The sequence below is a fragment of the Corynebacterium sp. LaCa_70 genome (assembly GCF_058182015.1).
This window is the reverse complement of sequence record NZ_CP190914.1, coordinates 1162038-1182644: the sequence shown is the minus strand read 5'-3', so window position 1 is coordinate 1182644 and position 20607 is coordinate 1162038. Positions and strand designations below refer to the sequence as shown.

The 20607-nt window shown below is 56.0% G+C and carries 17 protein-coding genes and 1 pseudogene; 13 read left to right on the top strand and 5 right to left on the bottom strand.

Features of this window, described 5'->3' with window-relative positions; genetic code table 11:
• Positions 1–14: 14 nt before the first annotated feature.
• Genes ACP8MI_RS05345 through ACP8MI_RS05335 form a run of 3 tightly spaced genes read left to right on the top strand, consistent with a single transcriptional unit; the run spans position 15 to position 3284 of the window.
• On the top strand, positions 15–752 hold the full coding sequence (locus ACP8MI_RS05345; protein WP_284589504.1) for an FxsA family protein: 738 nt from the start codon (positions 15–17) through the stop codon (positions 750–752).
• A 6-nt stretch (positions 753–758) separates the two neighbouring features.
• Positions 759–2387: an apolipoprotein N-acyltransferase gene (lnt, locus tag ACP8MI_RS05340; RefSeq protein ID WP_249606525.1), complete on the top strand. Its 1629-nt coding sequence runs from the start codon at positions 759–761 to the stop codon at positions 2385–2387.
• 6 nt (positions 2388–2393) lie between these two features.
• Positions 2394–3284, top strand: a complete 891-nt coding sequence (locus ACP8MI_RS05335; RefSeq protein ID WP_249606524.1) for a polyprenol monophosphomannose synthase — start codon at positions 2394–2396, stop codon at positions 3282–3284.
• 274 nt (positions 3285–3558) lie between these two features.
• On the opposite strand, the gene ACP8MI_RS05330 is transcribed toward ACP8MI_RS05335, so the two are convergent.
• Positions 3559–3945: an RNA polymerase-binding protein RbpA gene (locus ACP8MI_RS05330; RefSeq protein ID WP_018119523.1), complete on the bottom strand. Its 387-nt coding sequence runs from the start codon at positions 3943–3945 to the stop codon at positions 3559–3561.
• Positions 3946–4175: 230 nt separating this feature from the next.
• On the opposite strand from ACP8MI_RS05330, the gene ACP8MI_RS05325 reads away from it, so the two are divergent.
• From ACP8MI_RS05325 to ACP8MI_RS05310, 4 genes are all read left to right on the top strand, one after another.
• Positions 4176–4511, top strand: a complete 336-nt coding sequence (locus ACP8MI_RS05325; protein ID WP_065420295.1) for a hypothetical protein — start codon at positions 4176–4178, stop codon at positions 4509–4511.
• Positions 4511–5227 (top strand): YceI family protein, encoded by a 717-nt coding sequence (locus ACP8MI_RS05320; protein WP_249606523.1) that lies wholly within the window; start codon positions 4511–4513, stop codon positions 5225–5227. The genes ACP8MI_RS05325 and ACP8MI_RS05320 overlap by 1 nt, the downstream gene beginning before the upstream one ends.
• Positions 5228–5316: 89 nt before the next feature.
• The gene (locus ACP8MI_RS05315; RefSeq protein ID WP_490290741.1) at positions 5317–5826 is read left to right on the top strand and encodes a LysE family translocator; all 510 of its coding nucleotides are present in this window, start codon (positions 5317–5319) and stop codon (positions 5824–5826) included.
• Positions 5827–6087: 261 nt separating this feature from the next.
• Positions 6088–7740, top strand: a complete 1653-nt coding sequence (locus ACP8MI_RS05310; protein ID WP_490290740.1) for a DUF1266 domain-containing protein — start codon at positions 6088–6090, stop codon at positions 7738–7740.
• Between the two features lie 8 nt (positions 7741–7748).
• Here ACP8MI_RS05310 and ACP8MI_RS05305 read toward each other — a convergent pair whose 3' ends face one another.
• Positions 7749–9062, bottom strand: coding sequence for a class I SAM-dependent methyltransferase (locus ACP8MI_RS05305; protein ID WP_490290739.1), 1314 nt, complete (start codon positions 9060–9062; stop codon positions 7749–7751).
• Positions 9063–9212: 150 nt separating this feature from the next.
• Here ACP8MI_RS05305 and ACP8MI_RS05300 point away from each other — a divergent pair, with 150 nt between their 5' ends.
• On the top strand, positions 9213–10613 hold the full coding sequence (locus tag ACP8MI_RS05300; protein WP_018119517.1) for an NAD(P)/FAD-dependent oxidoreductase: 1401 nt from the start codon (positions 9213–9215) through the stop codon (positions 10611–10613).
• A gap of 73 nt (positions 10614–10686) precedes the next feature.
• Positions 10687–12219, top strand: a pseudogene (locus ACP8MI_RS05295) (bifunctional hydroxymethylpyrimidine kinase/phosphomethylpyrimidine kinase); the annotation flags it as partial.
• A gap of 43 nt (positions 12220–12262) precedes the next feature.
• Here the strand turns inward: ACP8MI_RS05295 and ACP8MI_RS05290 are convergent.
• Positions 12263–12745: a PaaI family thioesterase gene (locus ACP8MI_RS05290; protein WP_454978753.1), complete on the bottom strand. Its 483-nt coding sequence runs from the start codon at positions 12743–12745 to the stop codon at positions 12263–12265.
• A gap of 144 nt (positions 12746–12889) precedes the next feature.
• On the opposite strand from ACP8MI_RS05290, the gene gndA reads away from it, so the two are divergent.
• The gene (gene gndA / locus ACP8MI_RS05285; protein ID WP_490290738.1) at positions 12890–14356 is read left to right on the top strand and encodes an NADP-dependent phosphogluconate dehydrogenase; all 1467 of its coding nucleotides are present in this window, start codon (positions 12890–12892) and stop codon (positions 14354–14356) included.
• Positions 14357–14417: 61 nt separating this feature from the next.
• On the opposite strand, the gene ACP8MI_RS05280 is transcribed toward gndA, so the two are convergent.
• The gene (locus ACP8MI_RS05280; RefSeq protein WP_490290737.1) at positions 14418–15968 is read right to left on the bottom strand and encodes an SLC13 family permease; all 1551 of its coding nucleotides are present in this window, start codon (positions 15966–15968) and stop codon (positions 14418–14420) included.
• A gap of 195 nt (positions 15969–16163) precedes the next feature.
• Here ACP8MI_RS05280 and ACP8MI_RS05275 point away from each other — a divergent pair, with 195 nt between their 5' ends.
• The 3 genes from ACP8MI_RS05275 to ACP8MI_RS05265 are packed head-to-tail and all read left to right on the top strand — an operon-like array spanning position 16164 to position 19965.
• Positions 16164–17594: a DEAD/DEAH box helicase gene (locus tag ACP8MI_RS05275; RefSeq protein ID WP_490290736.1), complete on the top strand. Its 1431-nt coding sequence runs from the start codon at positions 16164–16166 to the stop codon at positions 17592–17594.
• A gap of 12 nt (positions 17595–17606) precedes the next feature.
• Entirely contained in the window at positions 17607–18479 is an 873-nt protein-coding gene (locus ACP8MI_RS05270) for a hypothetical protein (protein ID WP_144736369.1), read from the top strand.
• Positions 18457–19965 carry a VWA domain-containing protein gene (locus ACP8MI_RS05265; RefSeq protein WP_284589510.1) on the top strand — a complete coding sequence of 503 codons (1509 nt, stop codon included), beginning with the start codon at positions 18457–18459 and terminating at the stop codon, positions 19963–19965. Before ACP8MI_RS05270 ends, ACP8MI_RS05265 begins: the two co-directional genes overlap by 23 nt.
• A 28-nt stretch (positions 19966–19993) precedes the next feature.
• Here the strand turns inward: ACP8MI_RS05265 and ACP8MI_RS05260 are convergent, their stop codons facing one another.
• Positions 19994–20584: a MerR family transcriptional regulator gene (locus tag ACP8MI_RS05260; protein WP_018119509.1), complete on the bottom strand. Its 591-nt coding sequence runs from the start codon at positions 20582–20584 to the stop codon at positions 19994–19996.
• Positions 20585–20607: the final 23 nt, after the last annotated feature.

Sequence of the window (20607 nt, the reverse complement as noted above, 5' to 3'; positions counted from 1 at the left end):
GTAGGGTAGTGCACATGCCTGTCGTGATGTTCTTTTTCTACATGCTCTCCGAAATCTTGGCTTTTTGGGCGGTCGCTAGCCTCATTGGTTTCGGTTGGGCGATGTTGGCGTTGTTGGCCACAGTAGTGTTGGGAATCTTAATCACGCGTATCGAGGTTCGCCGCATTGCAGCGACCCAGGCGTCGTTGCTGCAACGTTTGCGGGCGCAGCGCAATGGTTCGCTTGCCGACGACTCACACGCTGCCCCGAATTTACGCCAAGCAGGGAAATCCGCTGGTGATATTGGTTTAACCTTAGCTGGTGCTTTCTTGCTAGCGGTGCCAGGTTTTGCCACTGCGTTCGTTGGCCTGTTGCTGGTATTCCCGCTAACCCGACCGATTATTCGGGGCTTTTTGCTGGGCCGGATGCAGCGCAGCGTCGAAAAGTTTGGTGTTCGTTTCTTCGAAGCTTCCCCGACCGGGCGCAAGCATGCTAGTTATGGCAGCTTTGGTTTCGCCGACGGCCGTACTCACGGTTCGTCGAATAGTGCTGACTTTGGTAAGACCTCTGGCAACTCCTCAGACAAGACGGCGTCGGCAAGCGATGACGTGCTCGACGAAGAAGAATTGCGTCAATGGGCAGAGTCAATGAGTCCAGAAGATTTTGCTACCGGCAGCAACAACTCAGTCAGCGATGACAACAACAAGCACCACGAACACGATAAGAACACCGGGGCCAGCGACGAGTCTGGCAACAAGAACTCGGATGACTAGAACGAGATGCTTGCTTTCATCCTTCGCTTAATTCTGGCTGCAATCTCGGGCGCTGCAGCTTTTACTTCTTATGAACCACTCGGCTGGTGGCCAGCCGGCATTTTCGCAGCAGGTTTATTCTATTTTGCTCTGCTTCCATGGCCACAGGCGACTAAGACGCGTCCCACCATGGCACAGGGGGCATTGCTGGGATTCGTCCATGGCATGGCCTGCTACTTGCTATTACTTCCCTGGATCGGTGAGTTCGTCGGCAATCCACCCTATATTGCTTTGGCCGTGGCATGTTCGCTCTATGCGATCCTGACTGGTCTGGGTGGCATCGCCGTGGCACGCTCCCCATGGGGCTTTCTGGCGTTCCCGTTCTGGTATTTGGCGATCGAGTTTGCACGCAGCTCGTTTCCGTTTGGTGGCTTCGCGTGGGTTCGTCTGGCATGGGGCCAGGTTGATGGGCCGCTCGCGGGTCTTGCACAGTGGGGTGGTCCGGCCCTGGTCACGGTTGCAGCGGTGCTGATTGGGGTTGGTATTGCACAATTGTGCGCCACACAGATATTAACGAGTGCTCGTGCCAACGCTCGGTTGGTCAGTGTGCGGGTGACAAGCGTCGTGGCCGTTCTTCTGCCGCTGCTCGGCGGGGCAGTCGCGACTTTTCAGCTTAACCGGCCGGACAACACCTTCGACACGATCACCGTGGCGGCAATTCAGGGCAATGTTCCGCGTCTGGGCCTGGATTTTGCCGCGCAACGCAGTGCGGTACTGCATAATCACGTTCGCGAAACAAAGAAACTTGCTGCCGAAGGACAAGACGTCGACCTAGTAATTTGGCCGGAAAATTCCTCTGATGTGAATCCGTTTAGTGATCGCGACGCCTACGATGCCATCGCCAGTGCGGTCGATGCTGTTGATACTCCTGTTGTCGTCGGCACAATCACCCGCCGGGATGGCGATCCATATAACACCATGCAGACGTTTTTGCCTGACAGAGATGTCCAGAATGGCCAACCGACGATGACGCCGGGGGAGTTCCACGACAAGGTCTACCTGCAACCATTTGGCGAGACTTTGCCGATGCGCAGTTTCTTCGAAAAGCTTTCTGAATATGCGGAAATGGCCGGTAATTTCGTACCCGGTAATGGCAACGGTGTGCTGCACATTCCCACCCGCCACACTGCTGATATGGTCAATTCGCGGAACTCGGACGAACCCGTCGATCTGACCGCAGGTCAGCGTGACATCGCCGTGGGTGTGGCCACCTGTTATGAGGTCGCGTTCGATGAGGCATTCCGGCGCTCGATTGACAATGGCGCGAGTATTCTGACTTCCCCGACCAACAACGCGACCTTTGGTTTTACGGACATGACCTATCAGCAACTGGCGATGTCGCGGATGCGCGCCATTGAGACCGACCGTGCAATGGTCGTGCCAGCCACCAGTGGAGTATCTGCCCTGATTGATCCAGCAGGAAAAGTCCTGGCTGATACCGAGATTTTCGAGGCGAATCATCTCGTCGATACTTTGCCGCTGCGCTCCGGAATTACCCCAGCAGTGCGATTCGGGCAGGTCCTTGAACTGGCATTCGTTTTAGTTGGAGTAGTATTGGGTAGTCTTGCTGTGATACGTCGTCGCATGAAGGAGTAACCCGACATGGCTGAGTCCGCTGCACCGTCTGCGAAAACTCTCGTGATCATTCCGACCTACAACGAAAAAGAAAACTTACCTCGTATTGTAGGTCGCCTGCGCACGGCACAGCCTGAGGTTGATGTGTTGATCGTCGACGATAATTCGCCGGATGGCACGGGTGAGCTTGCCGACGAACTCGCCAACACCGGCGACCACGTGTATGTGCTACACCGCGCTGGTAAAGGCGGATTATGTGGTGCTTATGTCGCTGGTTTTCGCTGGGGTCTGGAGCGCGGCTATCAGGTCTTGTGTGAAATGGATGCCGATGGCTCGCATGCACCAGAACAGCTCTACCTGCTACTCGATGCTATCGATAATGGGGAAGACGCCGTGATTGGTTCCCGCTATGTGCCTGGCGGGGAAGTAGTCAACTGGCCGAAAAATCGTGAGTGGCTCTCGCGCGGCGGCAATGTGTATATTTCCTTGGCTCTCGGTGCTGGACTGTCTGATATGACTGCCGGGTACCGGGCGTATCGTAGGGAAGTTCTCGAGGCACTGGATCTCGAGGAGCTGTCGAATGCCGGATATATTTTCCAAGTGGACCTGGCTCGCCGCGCCATTCAGGCGGGGTACGTCATTGCCGAAGTTCCTATCACGTTCACCGAGCGGGAATATGGCGAATCCAAGCTTGACGGTTCTTTTGTGACGGATTCGCTAGCAGAGGTGACCAAGTGGGGAGTTGCGCACCGTAGTAAACAAGTGCGGGAACTGGGCTCCGCGATGGCTTCGTTGGCTACACACGAGTTGCATGAATCTTCGTTGGCGCAGGCACCGGCACGTGTGTCGTCATCGGCACGAAAATTTTCCGCGGTGTTCAAGGACTTTTCTGCGCAGCTAAAACAGCAACTGCGTTAGAGGGTACTGCGTTAATTTCACCGATCGCTAACTTCACCGAAATTTCGCTCACCCGAGATTGCGCGCAGTTTGCCGCGCGCAATTTACTGTGTGCTTTTTACAAATAGTGCCGTGAAATAGCTTAAATACGGTGGACTATTTGCAAAAAACGCACCAGGTTGCACAAAGGCGTATAAGAGCGAACAAAGGCGCCAGCCCCACGAACTGATAGGTGGGTGGCTGGCGCCTTTGCTGTGTAGCAAGCTCTCAACGATAAGCTCTTACAGGCAGACGGTTACTTTCCTTCGGCTTCCTGCTGTTCTTTTTGCTCTTTCAGCAATTTCGCTGCGGTACGGCGACGCTTACGCAGGTGCTCGATGCGTTCTTCGAGCAATTTGTCGAGTTCTTCGATGCTGCGGCGTTCACACAGCATGTCCCAGTGGGTACGAGGTGGTTTTACCGGCTTGGATTCGACACCTTCGCCTTCTACTAGCGTTCCCCATTTACCGTTTTTGCACAGCCACTCTTCGGGGATTTCCGCATCGTCGGCAAAAGGTACCTCGTAAATTTCGCCGTCTTCGGTGCGGTATTTCACCATTTGGCGTGGTGCCAGGTCATGGTCGCGGTCAGTTTCGTAGCTGACGGCACCCATGCGGCTGCCGCGCAATACGCGATCTGCCATATGTGGGACACATCCTTATATTATTCCGGGGGCATCAACAAAACTTGTGGCACCACACAGTGCCAAAGATTCGTCAGGATAACGATCTACCACTATAACGCACAAACGCCTGGATTTGTTCCCGCTCTGTGGAAACTGCTTGGCTGCCAATTCTTTCTGTATTTTTCTGAGCTTTTCGGTTTTTGGCGGTTCTTTTCGTCTCTTTTCGTCAATAGACTAAAATCGACAGGGTGTCTACCTACCAACAAACTCGCCCTAAACCATGCCAGTGGTGCGGCGGAGAGGTTGTATCACAAGGCCGTGGGCGTCCGCGTAAGTACTGCAGTAGTTCTTGTAAGCAGCGGGCCTACGAGCAACGGCAAAATTTATCCGGCACGGAAATTGCTCCCGATGCCGTAATATTGAGCAAAGCTAAAGCTGATATGCTGCATGATTCGCTGTTTCAATTGCGCTGTGCGGCAGAAGATATAGCGTGGGCTGCGGCAGAGGATGCTTCTGCAGACGAGCTCGGGCAGCTATGCACGGAGTTAATTGATTTGGCGCGTTCGATTGAGAAGTTGAGGTAATGATGAAAAAGTCTCCTGTGAAACGCCGTAAATCTATCATCGTGATTTTCGTCGTGCTCATTGTCCTTTTGGCGCTTCTCAGCGTGGTCCCGCTGATGTACCGGCTCATCACCGGCCCCGGGGTCAAGACCGAACCCTTAAGTGATTCGGGTGCAGCAGCCGCATCGACACCGGTGGATGGCAACTGGGAAATCGTTGAAGGAAAGAACCCGAATATTACCTCGGTGGGATTTACCTTCTCGGAGATCCTGCCGGGCGATGAACGGGTGACTTCTGGCTCCACAGGTTATGTCACTGGGCACGCAAAAATTAGCAACTCCACGCTGGAATCAGCCACCGTGGACGTTGATATGGACCAGTTGACAACCGATCGGGACGTCCGGGACGTCAACATGAAAGACAAGCTGTTTGAAACCAGCAAGTTCCCGACGTCCACGTTCACACTGACCGAGCCAGTGGATGTCTCTAAGGTGCCGGAAGATGGCACCGCGGGCGAGGTTACTGTGGCTGGCGAGCTCACGATCAAGGAGCACACGGAGCCTGTCGAGGCGAAGTTCCAGGCACTGCGTGATGGCGATCTGCTGATCGTTTCCGGTGAAGTGGAGATCAACCGCGAAGACTTTGGAGTGCATTCGCCGGATCTGATTGCCGCCAAGATTGCCGAAACTGGCACGGTGGATATCCGGCTAAGCTTTGCCAAAACGGACGAGCAATAATCGGCGCATCGGTCATTCACCACTGTGCCACCACTTCTATAATTGTCCGATAATTGACATTATGTCACTTTAAGGATTGGCGGTCTTCCTTGCTCACAGATATTCTCAGCTGGGCTGCGGTCATGGCACTTCCCGGCCCTGATATCGTCGCGATCGGTACACAGGTTTCCCGGCACGGCCATCGAGCCGGTTTTGCTACTGCTACAGGCGCCACCGTTGGCGTTGCTACCTGGTCGATACTGTCGCTGGCCGGCATCACGGCGTTGTTGACTGCCGTTCCCGCGTTATCGGTCATTTTGCCTGTGCTCGGATCCTCTGTCCTGATCGTGCTCGGACTACTCGCAATCAAAGGTGCTTTTTCTGCCCAGCGTGCAGCTACACGGGCCACCACGGTCAACCGTTCTTCGCCGGAATCGAGTGTTGCCGACTTGCCTGTTCCAGCAGGCTCCACACCTGCTGCACCCGCAACACCAACGACACAATCAACCACAGCAGCCCAGCATGCCCCAGTCTGGTTCCGCGCGTTCCGCTTGGGTTTGATTACGAATCTCTCGAACCCAAAAGCCTTGGTGTTTTTCAGCTCTTTTTCACGCCGCTGATGAACCACTACTCCGGCGTCAGCGGCAAGGCAAGTATGCTCGGGATCTTGCTCCTGGTCAGCCTAATGATCTTTTCAGCTATGTCCATAATTATGAAAGCCGCTTCTCATGTCCCAGCTGCGCACCATCCTGCTCTGAAACTTCTGCCCGGAGTGGTCTTCCTCATTATCGGTACCTACTACTTGATTGAAACCATAAGCTAAGTCAATACCTCAAACGGAATCTCAAACGCATGCCATTACCGCAGGTATGATGACAGGCATGGCTGAACGAAAGATTGACGCACTCGCCCTGTCGGAAGCCTCCAGCTACGAGGATTATCTCGCGAAAGCCCAGGCGCGCGGTTTCGACTTCGAACTCAAGAAATCCGGTGTGCAAGATGAAATGCTGCGCCGCGGCTGGTCGGTCGTCGCACCATATTTTTTGCGTCCGAATATCGCTCCGGATGGACCGCTGCCAGCCATGCCAAAAATCGAGCGTGACGACGAGGGCAAGATCGTCAAAGCCACCGCAAATCCGCAGCTCGCGCAATTTTTGTCCAGGGCCTGGAACATCAACAGCCGTGTAGACCTGTTGAAATCTGCACAACAGGCCTCACAACGCACCCATGACAAAGCCTATGAGGCTGGTCGGGCGATCTTGCAGGAGATCCGCGAATTACCTCTAGAACAACGAGCTGGGCACACCAGCGTGCTGGTTAATGAATTATCGGGCGCACTGCCGGAAGTCCCTTTCGCCACCTTGGAAAAAGAGGCGCAGCGGTTATTGAAACCACTGCTCAACCCGGATGCGGAACTGTTGATCCCGCAACGACTGCCTGACAGCCTGGCAGGATTCTATTTTGCTGCTGCGGTGCGTCAGCTCAACTTGGGTGCAGGTGCCGGGTTCATTAAACCTAGCGAAGTCCGCCCGATCATCGTCAAATGTGTGCTCGGTATTGCACGCGCGTACGACACCTGGGAAGAATACGTCGCGGCTCTGATCTACGGCGAAGCCATGCTGGCCAGCAAGATTGGTGACCATTTCCGGTTTATCTTCCATAATGCTGCTGCCCTGCTCACTGCCACTGACTCACCGTGGGTGGAACTTCCCTTGCACACCGAGACTTTCCCGCCGATTAAGTCCAATAGCTACAAAGAGATCTTCTCGTCGATGCAAGCCAATGCACAGCAGCTTCCCGTCGCGGTAACAGGTAAACTTGCCGACGATCTGCGCCTCGGGTGGTCGCTGCAGGCGCCGTATCTGGTAGGCAGCAAGATCCCTCTGGATGCACCTGCCACCTACGACGAGCAACGTGTGCAAGAAATTTGGCAGCACTTGGAAAACCAGCACCAGGTTTCTGATACGGCTAGTTTGCGCACTGCAATCGGGAAATACCTCGACGAACCTGATCACGAAGCCTACCGGGTGATCCGCGACGAGCTGCAAGAGGTCCGCAGTTGGGATGTGGAAAAGCGCCGGACTGATGGACTCGAAAAAATCACCACTGCCCTACGAAGCAAATATGCCAAAGCAGCTGCACCCGAGCACACCAGCGAAGATATCGACAAAGCTGTCTCGTCTACCGCTGCACAATTAGCGAAATTGCTGTTGGTGGAAGACATTGACCTGTTTTTGCCGAAAACTTTGCCCAGCTCATTAGCGGGTTGGCGCATCGCGCAAGGCGTACGTCTGGCAGCCATGGGCTTTGCCACCAAGCTATTGACTGAGGACGAGGCCAATGAATTCGCGGCGGTTGGCGCTGACAAAGCGAAAAGCAACCACACCGATTGGCGTGATTTCGGTGATGGTTTCCTCGTCGGCCGTCTATGTGAAAGTGGGCAGGTCGATGGTCTGCAGCAACGGATGATGGCATCGACTGCCGGCGCCCTCGCCTCCAAGCAGTCTCCGTGGAGTGAATTAGCGCTGCGCTAACCTGCTGGCTAACGGCGGCCGCGCCGGTGCCGGTGGGTCGCCGTAAATTGCACGGCATCGAGCATTCCCAGATCCAACAGGGTCTCGCGGAGTGCCAACTGGAATACCCATAGGCGCCGGTAGACCGCATCGAAGCCGCTCGCCGCCGCTTCCCGCATGTGGCCTTCGAAAAAACTGCGCTGCAGCTGCAGCGATTTGCGGTAATGCGAACCAAAATGGGTCTGTTTAATAATCCGCAATCCCGATTTTTGGTCGAATAACTTGTGGTGGCTGGTGGTATCAAGATAATCCAAGCCAGGCCAGATATACGCGCGTAATGCTAATAATGCATTGCGCGCAGACGCTGTCATGCCGTCAGTAGCAACCAGGGTTTGCAGTCCCAGTTTGCCACCTGGTGCAAGTAATCGCCCCGCGTGCCGCAAGAAATACACGCGGTCCGTCCGCGACAGGTATTCAAATGCCTCCATGCACCCGATGGCGTCGTAGCGGCCCTGCCAGTCACTCGGTGTTGGCAATGGGTTCGAAATGTGCTGGGTGTGCACGAAATCCTCTACCCCGGCGAGCACGAGATCGTCGCGAAGTGCTGCCAGATGCTCTGCATCATTACTGAGCGTATCGACGACCGCGCGACGTCGACCAGCAACTTCCGCGAGCACCGAGCCGTTGGCGGGAAATTCTAACAGGTGGCTAGACGCTGTTACTCCAAGATCATCGAGCAAAAATTGTGCGGCGCGTGCTTGGGAATCATGAAAATCATCGCGTTCGACATCTTGTGGTTCCGAGATCGATGTGACGTCGATGAAATGGTGTTTAGGTTCGTGATTACCGTGCTGCCCTGGGACATAACTCGTCATCGAATCCCGCACCGTCGTCGCCACGCCCGTCGAAAAGATTCCGGCAAAACTACTGGTTTTTTCATCGGAATACAGTCGCACCAAGTCAGCGGGGATCTGTCCGCCGTCATACGGTGCAACCGGCACCTGCACCTTACCGCGTGGCGCATAGCCGGTTGCAAGCAACCGAGTCAGTACTTTGACTAGTGCTGCAGAATCCGGTGTGCGCCACTCTCCTGCCAAATATGATTCGACGAATCCAAGCCAGCCCGCTTGCGCGATGCGTGCAAACAGGGATTCCTGATCAATGATCAAGTCGGGTTGAGCGCCCGGGTCCAATTCCAGCCCAGCGTTGCGGCACGCTTTCGCAAAATGTGCCTCCGCGATTCGCGCACGCAATGGCAGAAGTGATCCGCCCGGCACTGTGGCAATGGACGGCCATGCTTGCGCATCGATCGCTGCAAGATGAGCCAGTTGTTGCTCGTGCACACACTCTCCTTGCAAACGCTTCCGGGCGACGGCGGAATTAATAAGTCCCATTGATTTTAGCAAAGTGTTTCTGGCCACTAGACTGTGTAGGCGTATATTTAACTGTGTACTTATTCAAATACACTGCTCAACTTCTACGAAGAGGTATCTATGTCGCAAGCGCACCGTCCTGCAGGTGATCGTCACCATGTCGTCGTCATTGGCTCCGGCTTCGGTGGCCTGAACACGGTCCAGGGGTTGGCTCATTCCGATGTCGATATCACCCTGATCGACCGCACCAACAGCCACCTATTCCAGCCAATGCTCTACCAGGTAGCGACTGGCCTGGTCTCTGCCGGTGAGATCGCTCCTTCCACCCGTCAGCTGCTGCGCAAGCAGAACAACGTTGATGTGGTGCGGGGCGAGGTCACTGCCATCGATATCGAGAAGCAGACCGTCACTGCCTCTCAGGGCGATATCGTAAAGGATTTTGCTTACGATTCCCTGGTGGTCGCCGCCGGTTCCAACCAAGGCTACTTTGGCAACAACCACTTTGCGCAGTACGCACCAGGAATGAAGAGCATTGACGATGCCCTCGAGATTCGTTCGCGCCTGTTGGGCGCATTCGAGCGCGCTGAGTTGACCGATGATCCAGAAGAGCGTGCTCGTTTACTGACTTTCGTCATCATCGGCGCCGGCCCAACCGGTGTTGAATTGGCTGGTCAGTTGGCAGAATTGTCGAAGCGTGGCCTGAAAGGCACCTTCAAGAATATTTCGCCAGAATCCGCGAAGATCATTCTTCTCGACGGCGCGCCGCAGGTGTTGCCGCCATTCGGCAAGAAGCTGGGCAAAAAGGCGCAGCGCACCTTGGAAAAGCAGGGCATCGAGGTGCGCCTGAACGCCATGGTGTCCGAGGTGGATGACGACAAGGTTGTCTACAAAAACATGACTGACGATTCCGTGCACACCATTGAATCGCCAACCAAGGTCTGGTCCGCCGGTGTCGAGGCTTCCCCACTGGGCAAGATGGTTGCACAGCAGGCTGACGTCGAATTCGACCGCGGTGGCCGCGTATCCGTCAACGAAGATCTCACCGTTGGTGACTACGACAATGTTTACCTCATCGGTGACATGATGTCGTTGAACCGACTGCCAGGCGTCGCCCAGGTTGCGATCCAGACCGGCAAGCACGTCGCCAAGCTCATCGATGCTAAGACCAGTGAGAACTCTGAGCAGGATCCGAAGGAAGCCTTCGACTACTTCGACAAAGGTTCGATGGCTATCATCAACCGCGGCAACGCCGTGGTGAAGATGGAAAATAGCGAGATCACCGGATTCATCGGTTGGCTCATGTGGCTGGTTGTCCACGCCCAGTTCTTGACCGGTGTGCGCAACCGCTTGTTCACGGTGTTGAACTGGACCAGTAACGTCGTCTCCCGCAACCGCGGCAACTTGGAGATCACCGAACAGCAGCGCCACGGCCGTAACGCTTTGCTGAAACTGGGCAAGGCCACCGCCGACGATGACGAACAGCCAGTCGAGGTCAAAGACACCAAGCGCGTGCAGGGCTAGTCATTTCTGTTAGCAACTTGAGCTAGTGATCGTGGACTAAGAATCGGTCTACGATTTCGGGCTAGTATTCGCCGCGAATTTCGCTAGCCTAGAGGACATGAAGACGAATGCTCGTATCTTGTCCATCGCCGGCACCGATCCCACAGGTGGTGCCGGCGTTCAAGCTGATCTCAAATCTATCGCCGCCGCCGGTGGCTTCGGCATGTCTGTAGTTACCGCGCTGGTAGCACAAAATACCCAGGGTGTACGCAGTATTCACACCCCACCGCAGGATTTTCTGCGCGAACAACTCGCCAGCGTGGCTGATGATGTCGAGCTTGATGCCGTGAAAATCGGCATGCTCGGCGACAGCGCTACCGTCGATACTGTCTCTGAATGGTTACGCGGCCGGAGTAACACCACAGTGGTCTTAGACCCGGTCATGGTTGCTAGCTCCGGTGACCGGTTGTTGCAGTCAGAGGCCGAAGCCAAAGTGCGCGAGCTCTGCAAACATGCTGATGTCATCACGCCGAATCTGAAAGAACTCGCCGTGCTCGTCGAAGACGACGAAGCTACCGATTTCGACGCTGCTGTGGAACAAGCCCAGAGGTTCGCGAAAACCCATGATGTCAACGTCATTGTGAAAGGCGGCCATCTGGATGGCTCGATCGCTGATAACGCGGCCGTCAGCGCCGATGGCTCGGTACATCGCGTTCCTGCAGTCCGGGTCGACACCAAAAACACGCATGGCACCGGATGTTCCTTATCTTCTGCCCTGGCTACCCGCTTAGGTGGTGGAGAGACTCTACACAGCGCACTCGAATGGTCCACCCACTGGTTGCACGAGGCCATTGCCACTGCCGATGCGCTCGGCGTCGGTAAGGGAAACGGTCCGGTGGACCATTTCCATCAGCTACGTCGTTTCGCCGCTAACGCGGATACCACGCCGTGGACTTTCCCGGTCAACGACGATGCACCGGCTCCAGCCATTGCTGCACAAGGCCCACACACCAGCCAGCTGTGGGAACAGACCGGCACACTCTGGCGCCAGATCATGGAGTTGCCATTCATTAGTGCGTTGACCAGCGGCGAGCTTTCTGAAGACGATTTCTTGTTCTACCTGGCACAAGACGCGTTGTACTTGGAATTGTATTCCCGCGCGTTAGCTCGCTTGTCGACGATCGCGCCGACCGCAGACGAGCAAGTCTGGTGGGCGAAGGCAGCGCAGGAATGCCTGACCGTCGAAGCTGAGTTGCACCGCTCGTTCGATGTCCCGAAGGTAGACCCCTCCCCGATTACCGCAGCCTACACCGATTTTTTGGTCGCCCGCACGTTTACCGATGATTACGCCGTCGGTGTAGCCGCAGTGCTGCCGTGCTTCTGGTTGTATGCAGAGATTGGCGAGGCAATTGCCCAGCACAATCACGCGCAGCATCCCTATCATTCTTGGTTGGAGACCTATAGTGACCCGGATTTCGCCGAGGATGCACGCACAGCGATTCGCGTCGTCGAGCAGGCTTTTGCCAACGCCAGCGAATCCACCCGCAAACGCGCAACCCGCGCATATCTGATGGCTTCGGCGCACGAACGAGAGTTTTTCGACCAGGCTGCACGCAGGCAGCGCTAAAGTACGATCCGCAGATTTCGGGTTACCCCAGATTGTGCTGTACCTAGCTGTTTGTCTGGGCCGCGAATTGTTCGCGCAGCTCCTTCAGCGACGGCCCCACTACCATGGTGCGCAAGGTGGTGCGGGCTACTAATGCTTCGTGGTTATACATTTCCACGTTCCATAGCTGGGTGCGTTTGCCAGTCTGAATTGGGGTTGCGATCGCTTCGATGCGGCCATCTTTGACTCCCCGAATAAAATCTGTGCTGTTATTCACTCCAACGCACGGGCTTTGTGCGCTAATCATGGATGCTACTGAGGCCAGAGATTCCGCAAGCGAACAGAACACCCCGCCATTCACACTGCCCGCATATTGCAGGTGCGTGCTGTTGACGTCAAGATACGCGCGCACTTCGGTGGGACCGGCATGGGAATACACCACTCCAAGGTGGCTGTCGAGCCCAAGCTCTGATTTGTTGAGCTCATCGAGTTCTTCCGGGCGCAATTGCCTGGTCTTGGCTGTCGTGACTGCTTCTAAATAACCCATGGATTTACTCTATCCGAACTTCACACAATCAGTGTTAAACCCGACACATTCCACCGGCTGGTCGCAGAAGTATCACCAAATACCGGCAGACTACACCGAGGACCCGCCGGGCACCCGCACTGGCAGAAGGTAGACTAAGCAGTCATGAATGAGCAGCAGTCTTCCCAGCAGTTAGCAGATATCGCGGTGGTCGGCGTCGGCGTGATGGGCTCGAACTTGGCCCGGAATTTCGCACGCCATGGCTACCGCGTCGCGCTGTATGATCAGCGCCCAGAAAATGTGGATACTCTGATTTCCGAGCATGGCGACGAGGGAGAATTCGTCCCCACCCGGAATTTAGACGAACTTGCCGCTAATCTGTCCACCCCACGTCGCGCCTTGCTCATGGTGCCAGCCGGTACGGCCACCGACGCCGCCATCGATGATCTCGTGGAGGCTTTCGATGAGGGCGATATTCTTATCGACGGCGGCAACTCGTTGTATACCGATACGGTGCGGCGTGAGCGCGCCGTCGCTGTCACCGGCCGCTTGTTTGTGGGCGCTGGAATTTCCGGCGGAGAAGAAGGCGCATTGCACGGTCCGTCCATCATGCCTGGTGGCCCCCGAGAATCATGGGAATCCATCCGCCCGCTGCTGGAATCGATCGCCGCCAAGGTCGATGGCACCCCGTGCGTGCGCTACATCGGCGCGAATGGCGCCGGGCACTTCGTGAAGATGGTGCACAACGGCATCGAATACGCTGATATGCAGCTAATCGGCGAAGCCTACCACCTGCTGCGCCATGGCGCTGGCCTGGAGCCGGGACGCATCGCTGAAATCTTCCGCGAATGGAACGCTGGTGACTTAGATTCTTATCTCATCGGCATTACCGCGGATATTCTGGAGACCGCCGACCCCGATACCGGTGCACCGATGATAGACGTTATCCAGGATGCAGCCGGCCAAAAAGGCACTGGCCGATGGACCGCTAAAGAAGCACTGGATCTGGGCATCCCAGCTACCGCGATCGGGGAAGCTGTCTTTGCGCGCGCATTGTCGTCGTCGACGGAACTTCGTGCGGCAGCGCTCAAACACTTCCCCACCGGAAACCTTGCTGATTTCGCATCCCTGGGCATCAGCGTCGAAGAATTCATCGAGCACGTTCGGCGCGCGCTTTATGCATCGAAGCTGATTGCTTATGCGCAGGGCTTTGATCTTATCGCTGCTGGTTCTGCGGAATACGACTGGAAGATCAATCCTCGTGATCTCGCAGCTGTCTGGCGTGGTGGTTGCATCATCCAAGCAGCGTTTTTGGATCGCATTGATAATGCCTACGAAAAGCTTCCGGAACTGCCATCACTACTGTTGGATTCCTATTTCACCGAAGAGCTTTCCGGGTTGCTTGATTCCTGGCGCACCGTTGCAGCCTCTGCGATCCAGTTGGGCCTAGCCGCTCCGGTATTTAGTTCGTCGCTTTCCTACTACGATTCGCTGTGTTCGCAGCGGCTTCCGGCGGCCATGGTGCAAGCACAGCGTGACTATTTCGGAGCCCATACCTACCGCAGAATTGATACCGAAGGCGTGTTCCATTTGGATTGGACCGGCGACAAGTCGCAACAACAGCGCCGTTAATGGGCAAGGCGATGCCGGATTCCAGACTGGCAGGGGTATAAGCAGCCAGCGCACCGGTTGCTTATACCAGTCCCATCCAGTTCCAGTAGGTGGCGGAAAACAGCAATACCAGCAAATAGGCAACAATGGTGAGCGGAATACCCGTTTTCAGGAAATCTCCACGGGTAAACGCCCCGGTGCCGTATGCCAACATATTCTGCGGTGCAGAAACCGGCAGCAGGAAGCCGAAGCAAATAACGAACTGTTGGATAACCACAAATCCGATGCTGGCATCGCCGGAAGCCACGGTCGTCGACAAGGCGATAAAGACCGGAATCAATGCCGATGCCAGCGATGTTGCCGAGGCAAAGCCTAAGTGAATCAGGATATTAAACAATGACACCAACGCGATGGTGGCTAATAGCGGCATAGAATCCAGCCCCATGGCGCCAAAAGTCTGCTCGGATAGCCAGCTGGCCGCGCCGGTGTTCAACAAAAATGTACCCAGCGAAATTCCCACGGCAAAGACAATGAGCGTGCCCCACGACACCAAGTCCTGGGCGGTCTTCCAGTCGAATACACCGACCTTGGGCAACAGCATATAGCTGACCGCGACGACGGTGGCCACGGGCGCGGAGACCGGGTGCAGAATATCGCCGGTGGCCCAGACAAACAGCAACAAAACAGCTACTGCCACCAGGCGTTTTTCGTGGCTGGACATCGGACCGAGTTCCGCGAGCTTCTGCTCGATCAATTCCCGGCCACCGGAAATGGAATCAGCCTCCGGTTTGATGGTCGCGCGCATAATGAAAAACAAGGCAATCGACATCAGTACCGACCATGGGGCGGCCCAGATGAACCACTGGCCCCAGGAAATGGTTTCGCCAAACTCGTCTTGAATGAAGTTGAGTGCCACGAAGTTCTGCGCAGCGGCGGTTTGAATACCAACATTCCAAATGGATACCGCCTGCACGGCAGTGATGACCAGCAGGGAAGCCATCTTCGAGTTCGTCGACAAGCCAAAGGCCGCCACCATACCCAAAAGGATCGGTACGACGGCGCCAGCGCGGGCGGTTGCCGATGGGACGAAAAACGCCAGCAGTGTCGCGATGGCAATCGCACCGATGAGAATATTCGACGTTTTATCACCGGCGAGTTTCATCACCCAAAGCGCCAATCGCTCGTGCAAACCGGTAGCCTGCATCGCACCAGCTAACAGCAGCGCGGCAGCCACCAATGCGAGCGCTGAGGTGGAAAAGCCTTGCAATGCCGTGCCCAATGCTGCTGAGGTTCCGACAAGTTCGCCGGTGTCGGGATCCATCGATAAGCCCAACAACAGGGCAATCATACTGATGATCAAAAATGCACTGACCGGGTACGAGACTGCCTCTGTTACCCATAGCACGATGGCGAAAGCCAAAATCGCCAACGCCACCTGGCCTTCCCATGCCAGCGTGTCGATTGGCAACAGCAATACGCCCACCAGCGCAGCCACCGCGAGCAAAAACCACACTGGCTGTAACACGAAGCGCACATCGCGCTTTTTCTGGGACTGCTCGGGCGTGGCGACATCAGGAACTATATCGCCTTCTGGGGTTTTGACCTTCGTTCTGGGGAGAAAATGCTCGGCCACGGTAGAAATCCTTTGCGCGTTGTGGGAATAAACTGCCCTACACCTGTTACGCTACAACTCCCCCGGCGGCATGGAAGCGAAATTCGCTGTAAGTTCTGGCACATTCCATGCGGTTCACATGCGCTTTTATCTATACGCATCTAGGCGTGGCTCGGTGACAGGACAATGCATGCCGACGCGATAGACTAACCACTAATGACAATTCAACAAACAGAAACCACCTTCGCAGACCTGGGTTTGGCCAGGCCTATCGTGCACTTCTTGCGCCGCGAAGGAATCACCACCCCGTTTCCTATCCAAGCTCTGACCATTCCCGACGTTCTATCGGGCCACGACGTATTGGGCAAAGGCCCCACGGGCTCTGGAAAGACCTTCAGCTTCGGCTTGCCCATGTTGCATCGCTTGTCGACGTCTGGGGTCTCACGCCCTGGCCATCCACGAGCGCTCATTCTGGCGCCTACCCGCGAACTGGCGGCGCAAATCTCTGAGCGTTTGGAAGCACCGGCTGCCTCACTCGGTCTTCGTGTTTTCAGTGTGGTCGGCGGGGTCAACATCAACCCACAAATCCGGCGTCTTGCCGCACCGGTTGATCTCTTGGTGGCAACCCCGGGTCGGCTGCAAGATCTGCTGGATCAGAAAAAGCTGCAACTAGATCAGGTGCTGATAGCCACGCTGGATGAAGCCGATCAGATGGCAGATATGGGATTTTTGCCTCAGGTGACGAAATTGTGGAACAAGCTGCCTTCGCGCTGCCAGCACCTGTTGTTTTCGGCGACCTTGGACAAACAAGTCCAGGCGGTCGTCGACAAGTTTTTGCATGAGCCGCGCACGCATGAAACGGCCCCAGCGCACAGTTCTGTGGACACGATGGACCATGTCATCGCACACGTTGGCTCGCGGGAAAACCGCAACGAGATGGTGGAAAAAATCGCAGCGCGCAGCGGAAAAACCATCATGTTCATGCGCACCAAACATGGTGTTGACCGGCAGGTGAAGAAACTACGCCGCGTCGGTATCAACGCACTGGGTTTGCATGGCGATAAATCACAGGGTGCGCGCACGCTAGCCATCACTGGTTTTGCCGATGGTAGTTTGCCGGTCCTCGTAGCCACAGATATCGCCGCCCGCGGGATTGACATTTCGGATGTCAGCCTGGTGGTACACATTGATCCTCCCGCGGAACACAAGGCATATCTACACCGCGCCGGGCGTACCGCGCGCGCCGGTGCCAGCGGTACGGTACTCACGCTGGTTCTTGCAGATCAGGAAAAAGCCGTCACAGCCTTGGTGAAAAAGGCTGGTGTGACCGCCCGTACCGTCGCCGCACCAGGGCCGACAATGCCACAAGAATTGTGGGAGCTAACCGGTGCACGCGAGCCATCCGGCAATGCGCTGGAACAGAAACCACAAGCGGCGAATAATCAGCGCGTGGGGAAAGCTGGGACGAAAAAATCGGGCTCGCCCAAGTCCGGCTCCAAGAAGCCAGGCGAGCCGAAACAGGGCGGTAAAAAGCACGGCACGCGCAATTCGGGAGCCCAGAAATCCGGCCGACGCGGCCGCGGTGGCGCTAGCGCTAAGAAATCACGGGCGTGGGGCGGTAGTCCCGAGGTACGACGCGGTCGTTAGGCTACAAGCACCATGATTTATACCGAACAAGAATGGACTAGCCACGCCGCCAAGCATCGCCAGCGCGCCGAAGACCGGTTAGCACGCTACCGTAATCCTGGGAAAAAGCACCCGATTTATGATTTCTTGTTTGAGTATTATCCGGTCCGCCCAACGCATTTGAGGACGTGGCACCCGGGGTTTGGCACTGTGTTAGAAGGCAACCCGCCGCACGCAGACTGGCGGGATTACCGCCGAAGCGAACGCGGAGTCGAGCTGGACCTGGAAGCGTTCTGGCAGCGCCGCGGTTGTGCGATCGACTATATAGGAGACCTTTTAACGCGAACCGCTGCCCGACCGGCTCGTTTTGATTGTTTTGGGCTGCACGAATGGGCGATGGTTTATCGCACGAAAAACCCACGCCATGATTTACCGCTGCGGCTTGGCGCGGAAGGCACGAACGACGTCGTCGACAAGCACGATCTGCGCTGCACACACTATGATGCGTTCCGGTTTTTCACTCCCCCGGCTCGTCCGCTGAATATCACGGTGCTGGGCCGAGAAGATCAGCCAGAATGCGATCAGGGCGGTTGCGTGCATGTGACCATGGATCTGTATAAGTGGGCGTGGAAACTTGGGCCGTTAGTGCCCGGTGAACTCTTACACGAATGCTTTGACCTGGCAATTGCGGCCCGGGAATTGGATATGGAGGCCTCACCCTATGATTGCCGCGCCTGGGGTCTGGGGGTGGTCGCTATAGAAACCACCGCCGGGAAAAATGAATATGTCACACGCCAACGCGAACTTGCCGCCCGTGCAGAGCCAATCCGACACAAGCTCATAAACATTGTCGATAATGCGCAGCGGGCTAGACTAGGTGGCTATGGGGCGTCACTACACACCTGAGCAAAAGACACAGTTTTCCGGCGGATTCATCGCCACCATCATCGCGGTTTTGGTTGCGATTATCGCGTTGCTTGCGTGGTTGGTGCTCAGGAGCGGTTCCGAGGACACCAATTCCACTGCTTCTGGCGATAACGGGCAGGAATGCATTGAGGGTGATCTGCAGCTGCCGGTCGCCAGCGGTGATGCAACGCTCACACAGTCGCTGTTGGCCTCATGGAATGCAAGCAATCCGGTGGTTCGTGATCATTGTGTCCAAGCCGTGGTTGCTGACGACATCGCGCAGGCCGCGGTCTATATTGATGCTGATTCACCGCGGCTGCATCACGCCATTACCGCCGCAGACCGCAAGCCCGCAGCTACCGGCAAGGCCCCAAAAGTCGCAGGTCAGGCTGCCGGAATCTATGATCCGAATGCTGCCACCGACGCCGAAGTAGGCATTGACTTGCCTGCCGACGCAGTCGCCTACCCCGGTGATTCAGCGGCGTCTGCGGTGGTCGCGACAGCGCTTACCGACGATCCGGAAGCTGGGGCGGAGCTTCTTCTCCGTGATGAAGATACGGTGCTTGCCGACGCCGACGGGCCCGCTGCTGCAGTCCAGGCCATGAGTGCGCAGGATGCAGGAGCTTTCCGTGCCCTCGAAGGCGCATACGTGGAATACGCGGCGGTGGTACTGAACCAATCCGATGACATTGACGAAGAACAAGCCCGCGCGGCTCAAGTCTTTGTGGATGATTTGGCAGAGCAATACCATGGTTTTGAATCGACCCCAGAGGCCGAAGGGCAGGTAGAAGCCGAAACGGATACCGCTCGGCTGGATGCAACCGCAGTCTGGGATGCCTATTTGGCACGCACCACGCGTGATTTCAGCACCGCGGGAACCGCTGGCACTCACACCAATGCCGACGAGCAATTATTGGCAAGCACCGATACCCTATTCTTGTTGGATACGTCAGATGCCATGGCTGCTGGTTTTGCTGATACTGACCAAGGGCCTAGCCGCTACCGCGCAGCCGCGGATGCTATTGCTGCCAGCGCACCGGATATTAGCGCAGCTGGACATTCGGTGGCGTTGTGGAATTATTCGTCACCATTGAACCCCGGTGTGCAGCAGGGCTTTCGCCGTAATATTGGATTTTCCGATGGCGTAGAAACTGCACATTCTGTGCAGTTATTAGGCACCGGTGGTGTGCCACAAACTAATGAAGCTCTGCTTGCCGCCTCGCATGCCGTGCGGGAGTACTCCGCAAGTGAGCAGTCCGCTGACAAGCCTGCCCGCATCGTGTTGATTGCCTCCGGTACTGCGGATAGTTACCCAGAGTTTGCACAGCAATTCCGTGACGCGGCTGGTACTGACGTTGAACTGGCTGTGTTGTTCGTTGGAGCGGATGAGCCTGATGCGGCTTTGCGTGAGGTCGCGCAGCACATGCAGGTAATAAAAACCGCCGCAGAACTCGAGGATTCGCTACGGCGGGTAGTCGGGCTATAAGGCCCTCATGGGCCTTAATTAGTGGGCCTTAAGCTGAATTGGATTTGCGTTCGCGGCGGGCTGCCAGCTCATCGATACCGGCAACAGTCTCAGACTTATTGAGTTCTGGATCGACGCGTTCTGCTGGGAACGAACTGATGGTTCCACTGAGTTCTTTCATGATTCCTGGAATCGCAACGCCAAAAACGCCCTGGCCACCAGAAAGCAGGTCAATGACTTGTTCATTACTGTGGCATTCGTACACGCTCATACCGTCGGAGACCAATGTGATTTCTGCGATGTCATTGATGCCCCGTTCCCGCAAAGAGTCCACGGCCAAGCGGATATTCTGCAGGGAAATCCCGGTATCCAGCAGCCGTTTGACGATCTTCAACACGAGCACATCTTTGAAAGAATACAGACGCTGCGAACCGGAACCACGGGCATTGCGGATCGATGGCTTGACCAAGTTGGTACGCGCCCAGTAGTCAAGCTGCCGGTAGGTAATACCAGCGACCTGGCATGCGATTGGCACACGGTAGCCAAGTTGCTCATCGGGGCCGAGGTCAAACAGGGACTCCTGGACGTACGGTGCGTCCGAATACTCGGTGCGGTGGGAACGAGATGAGTTGATAGTCACGTAATTACTCCGATGGAAGTTTG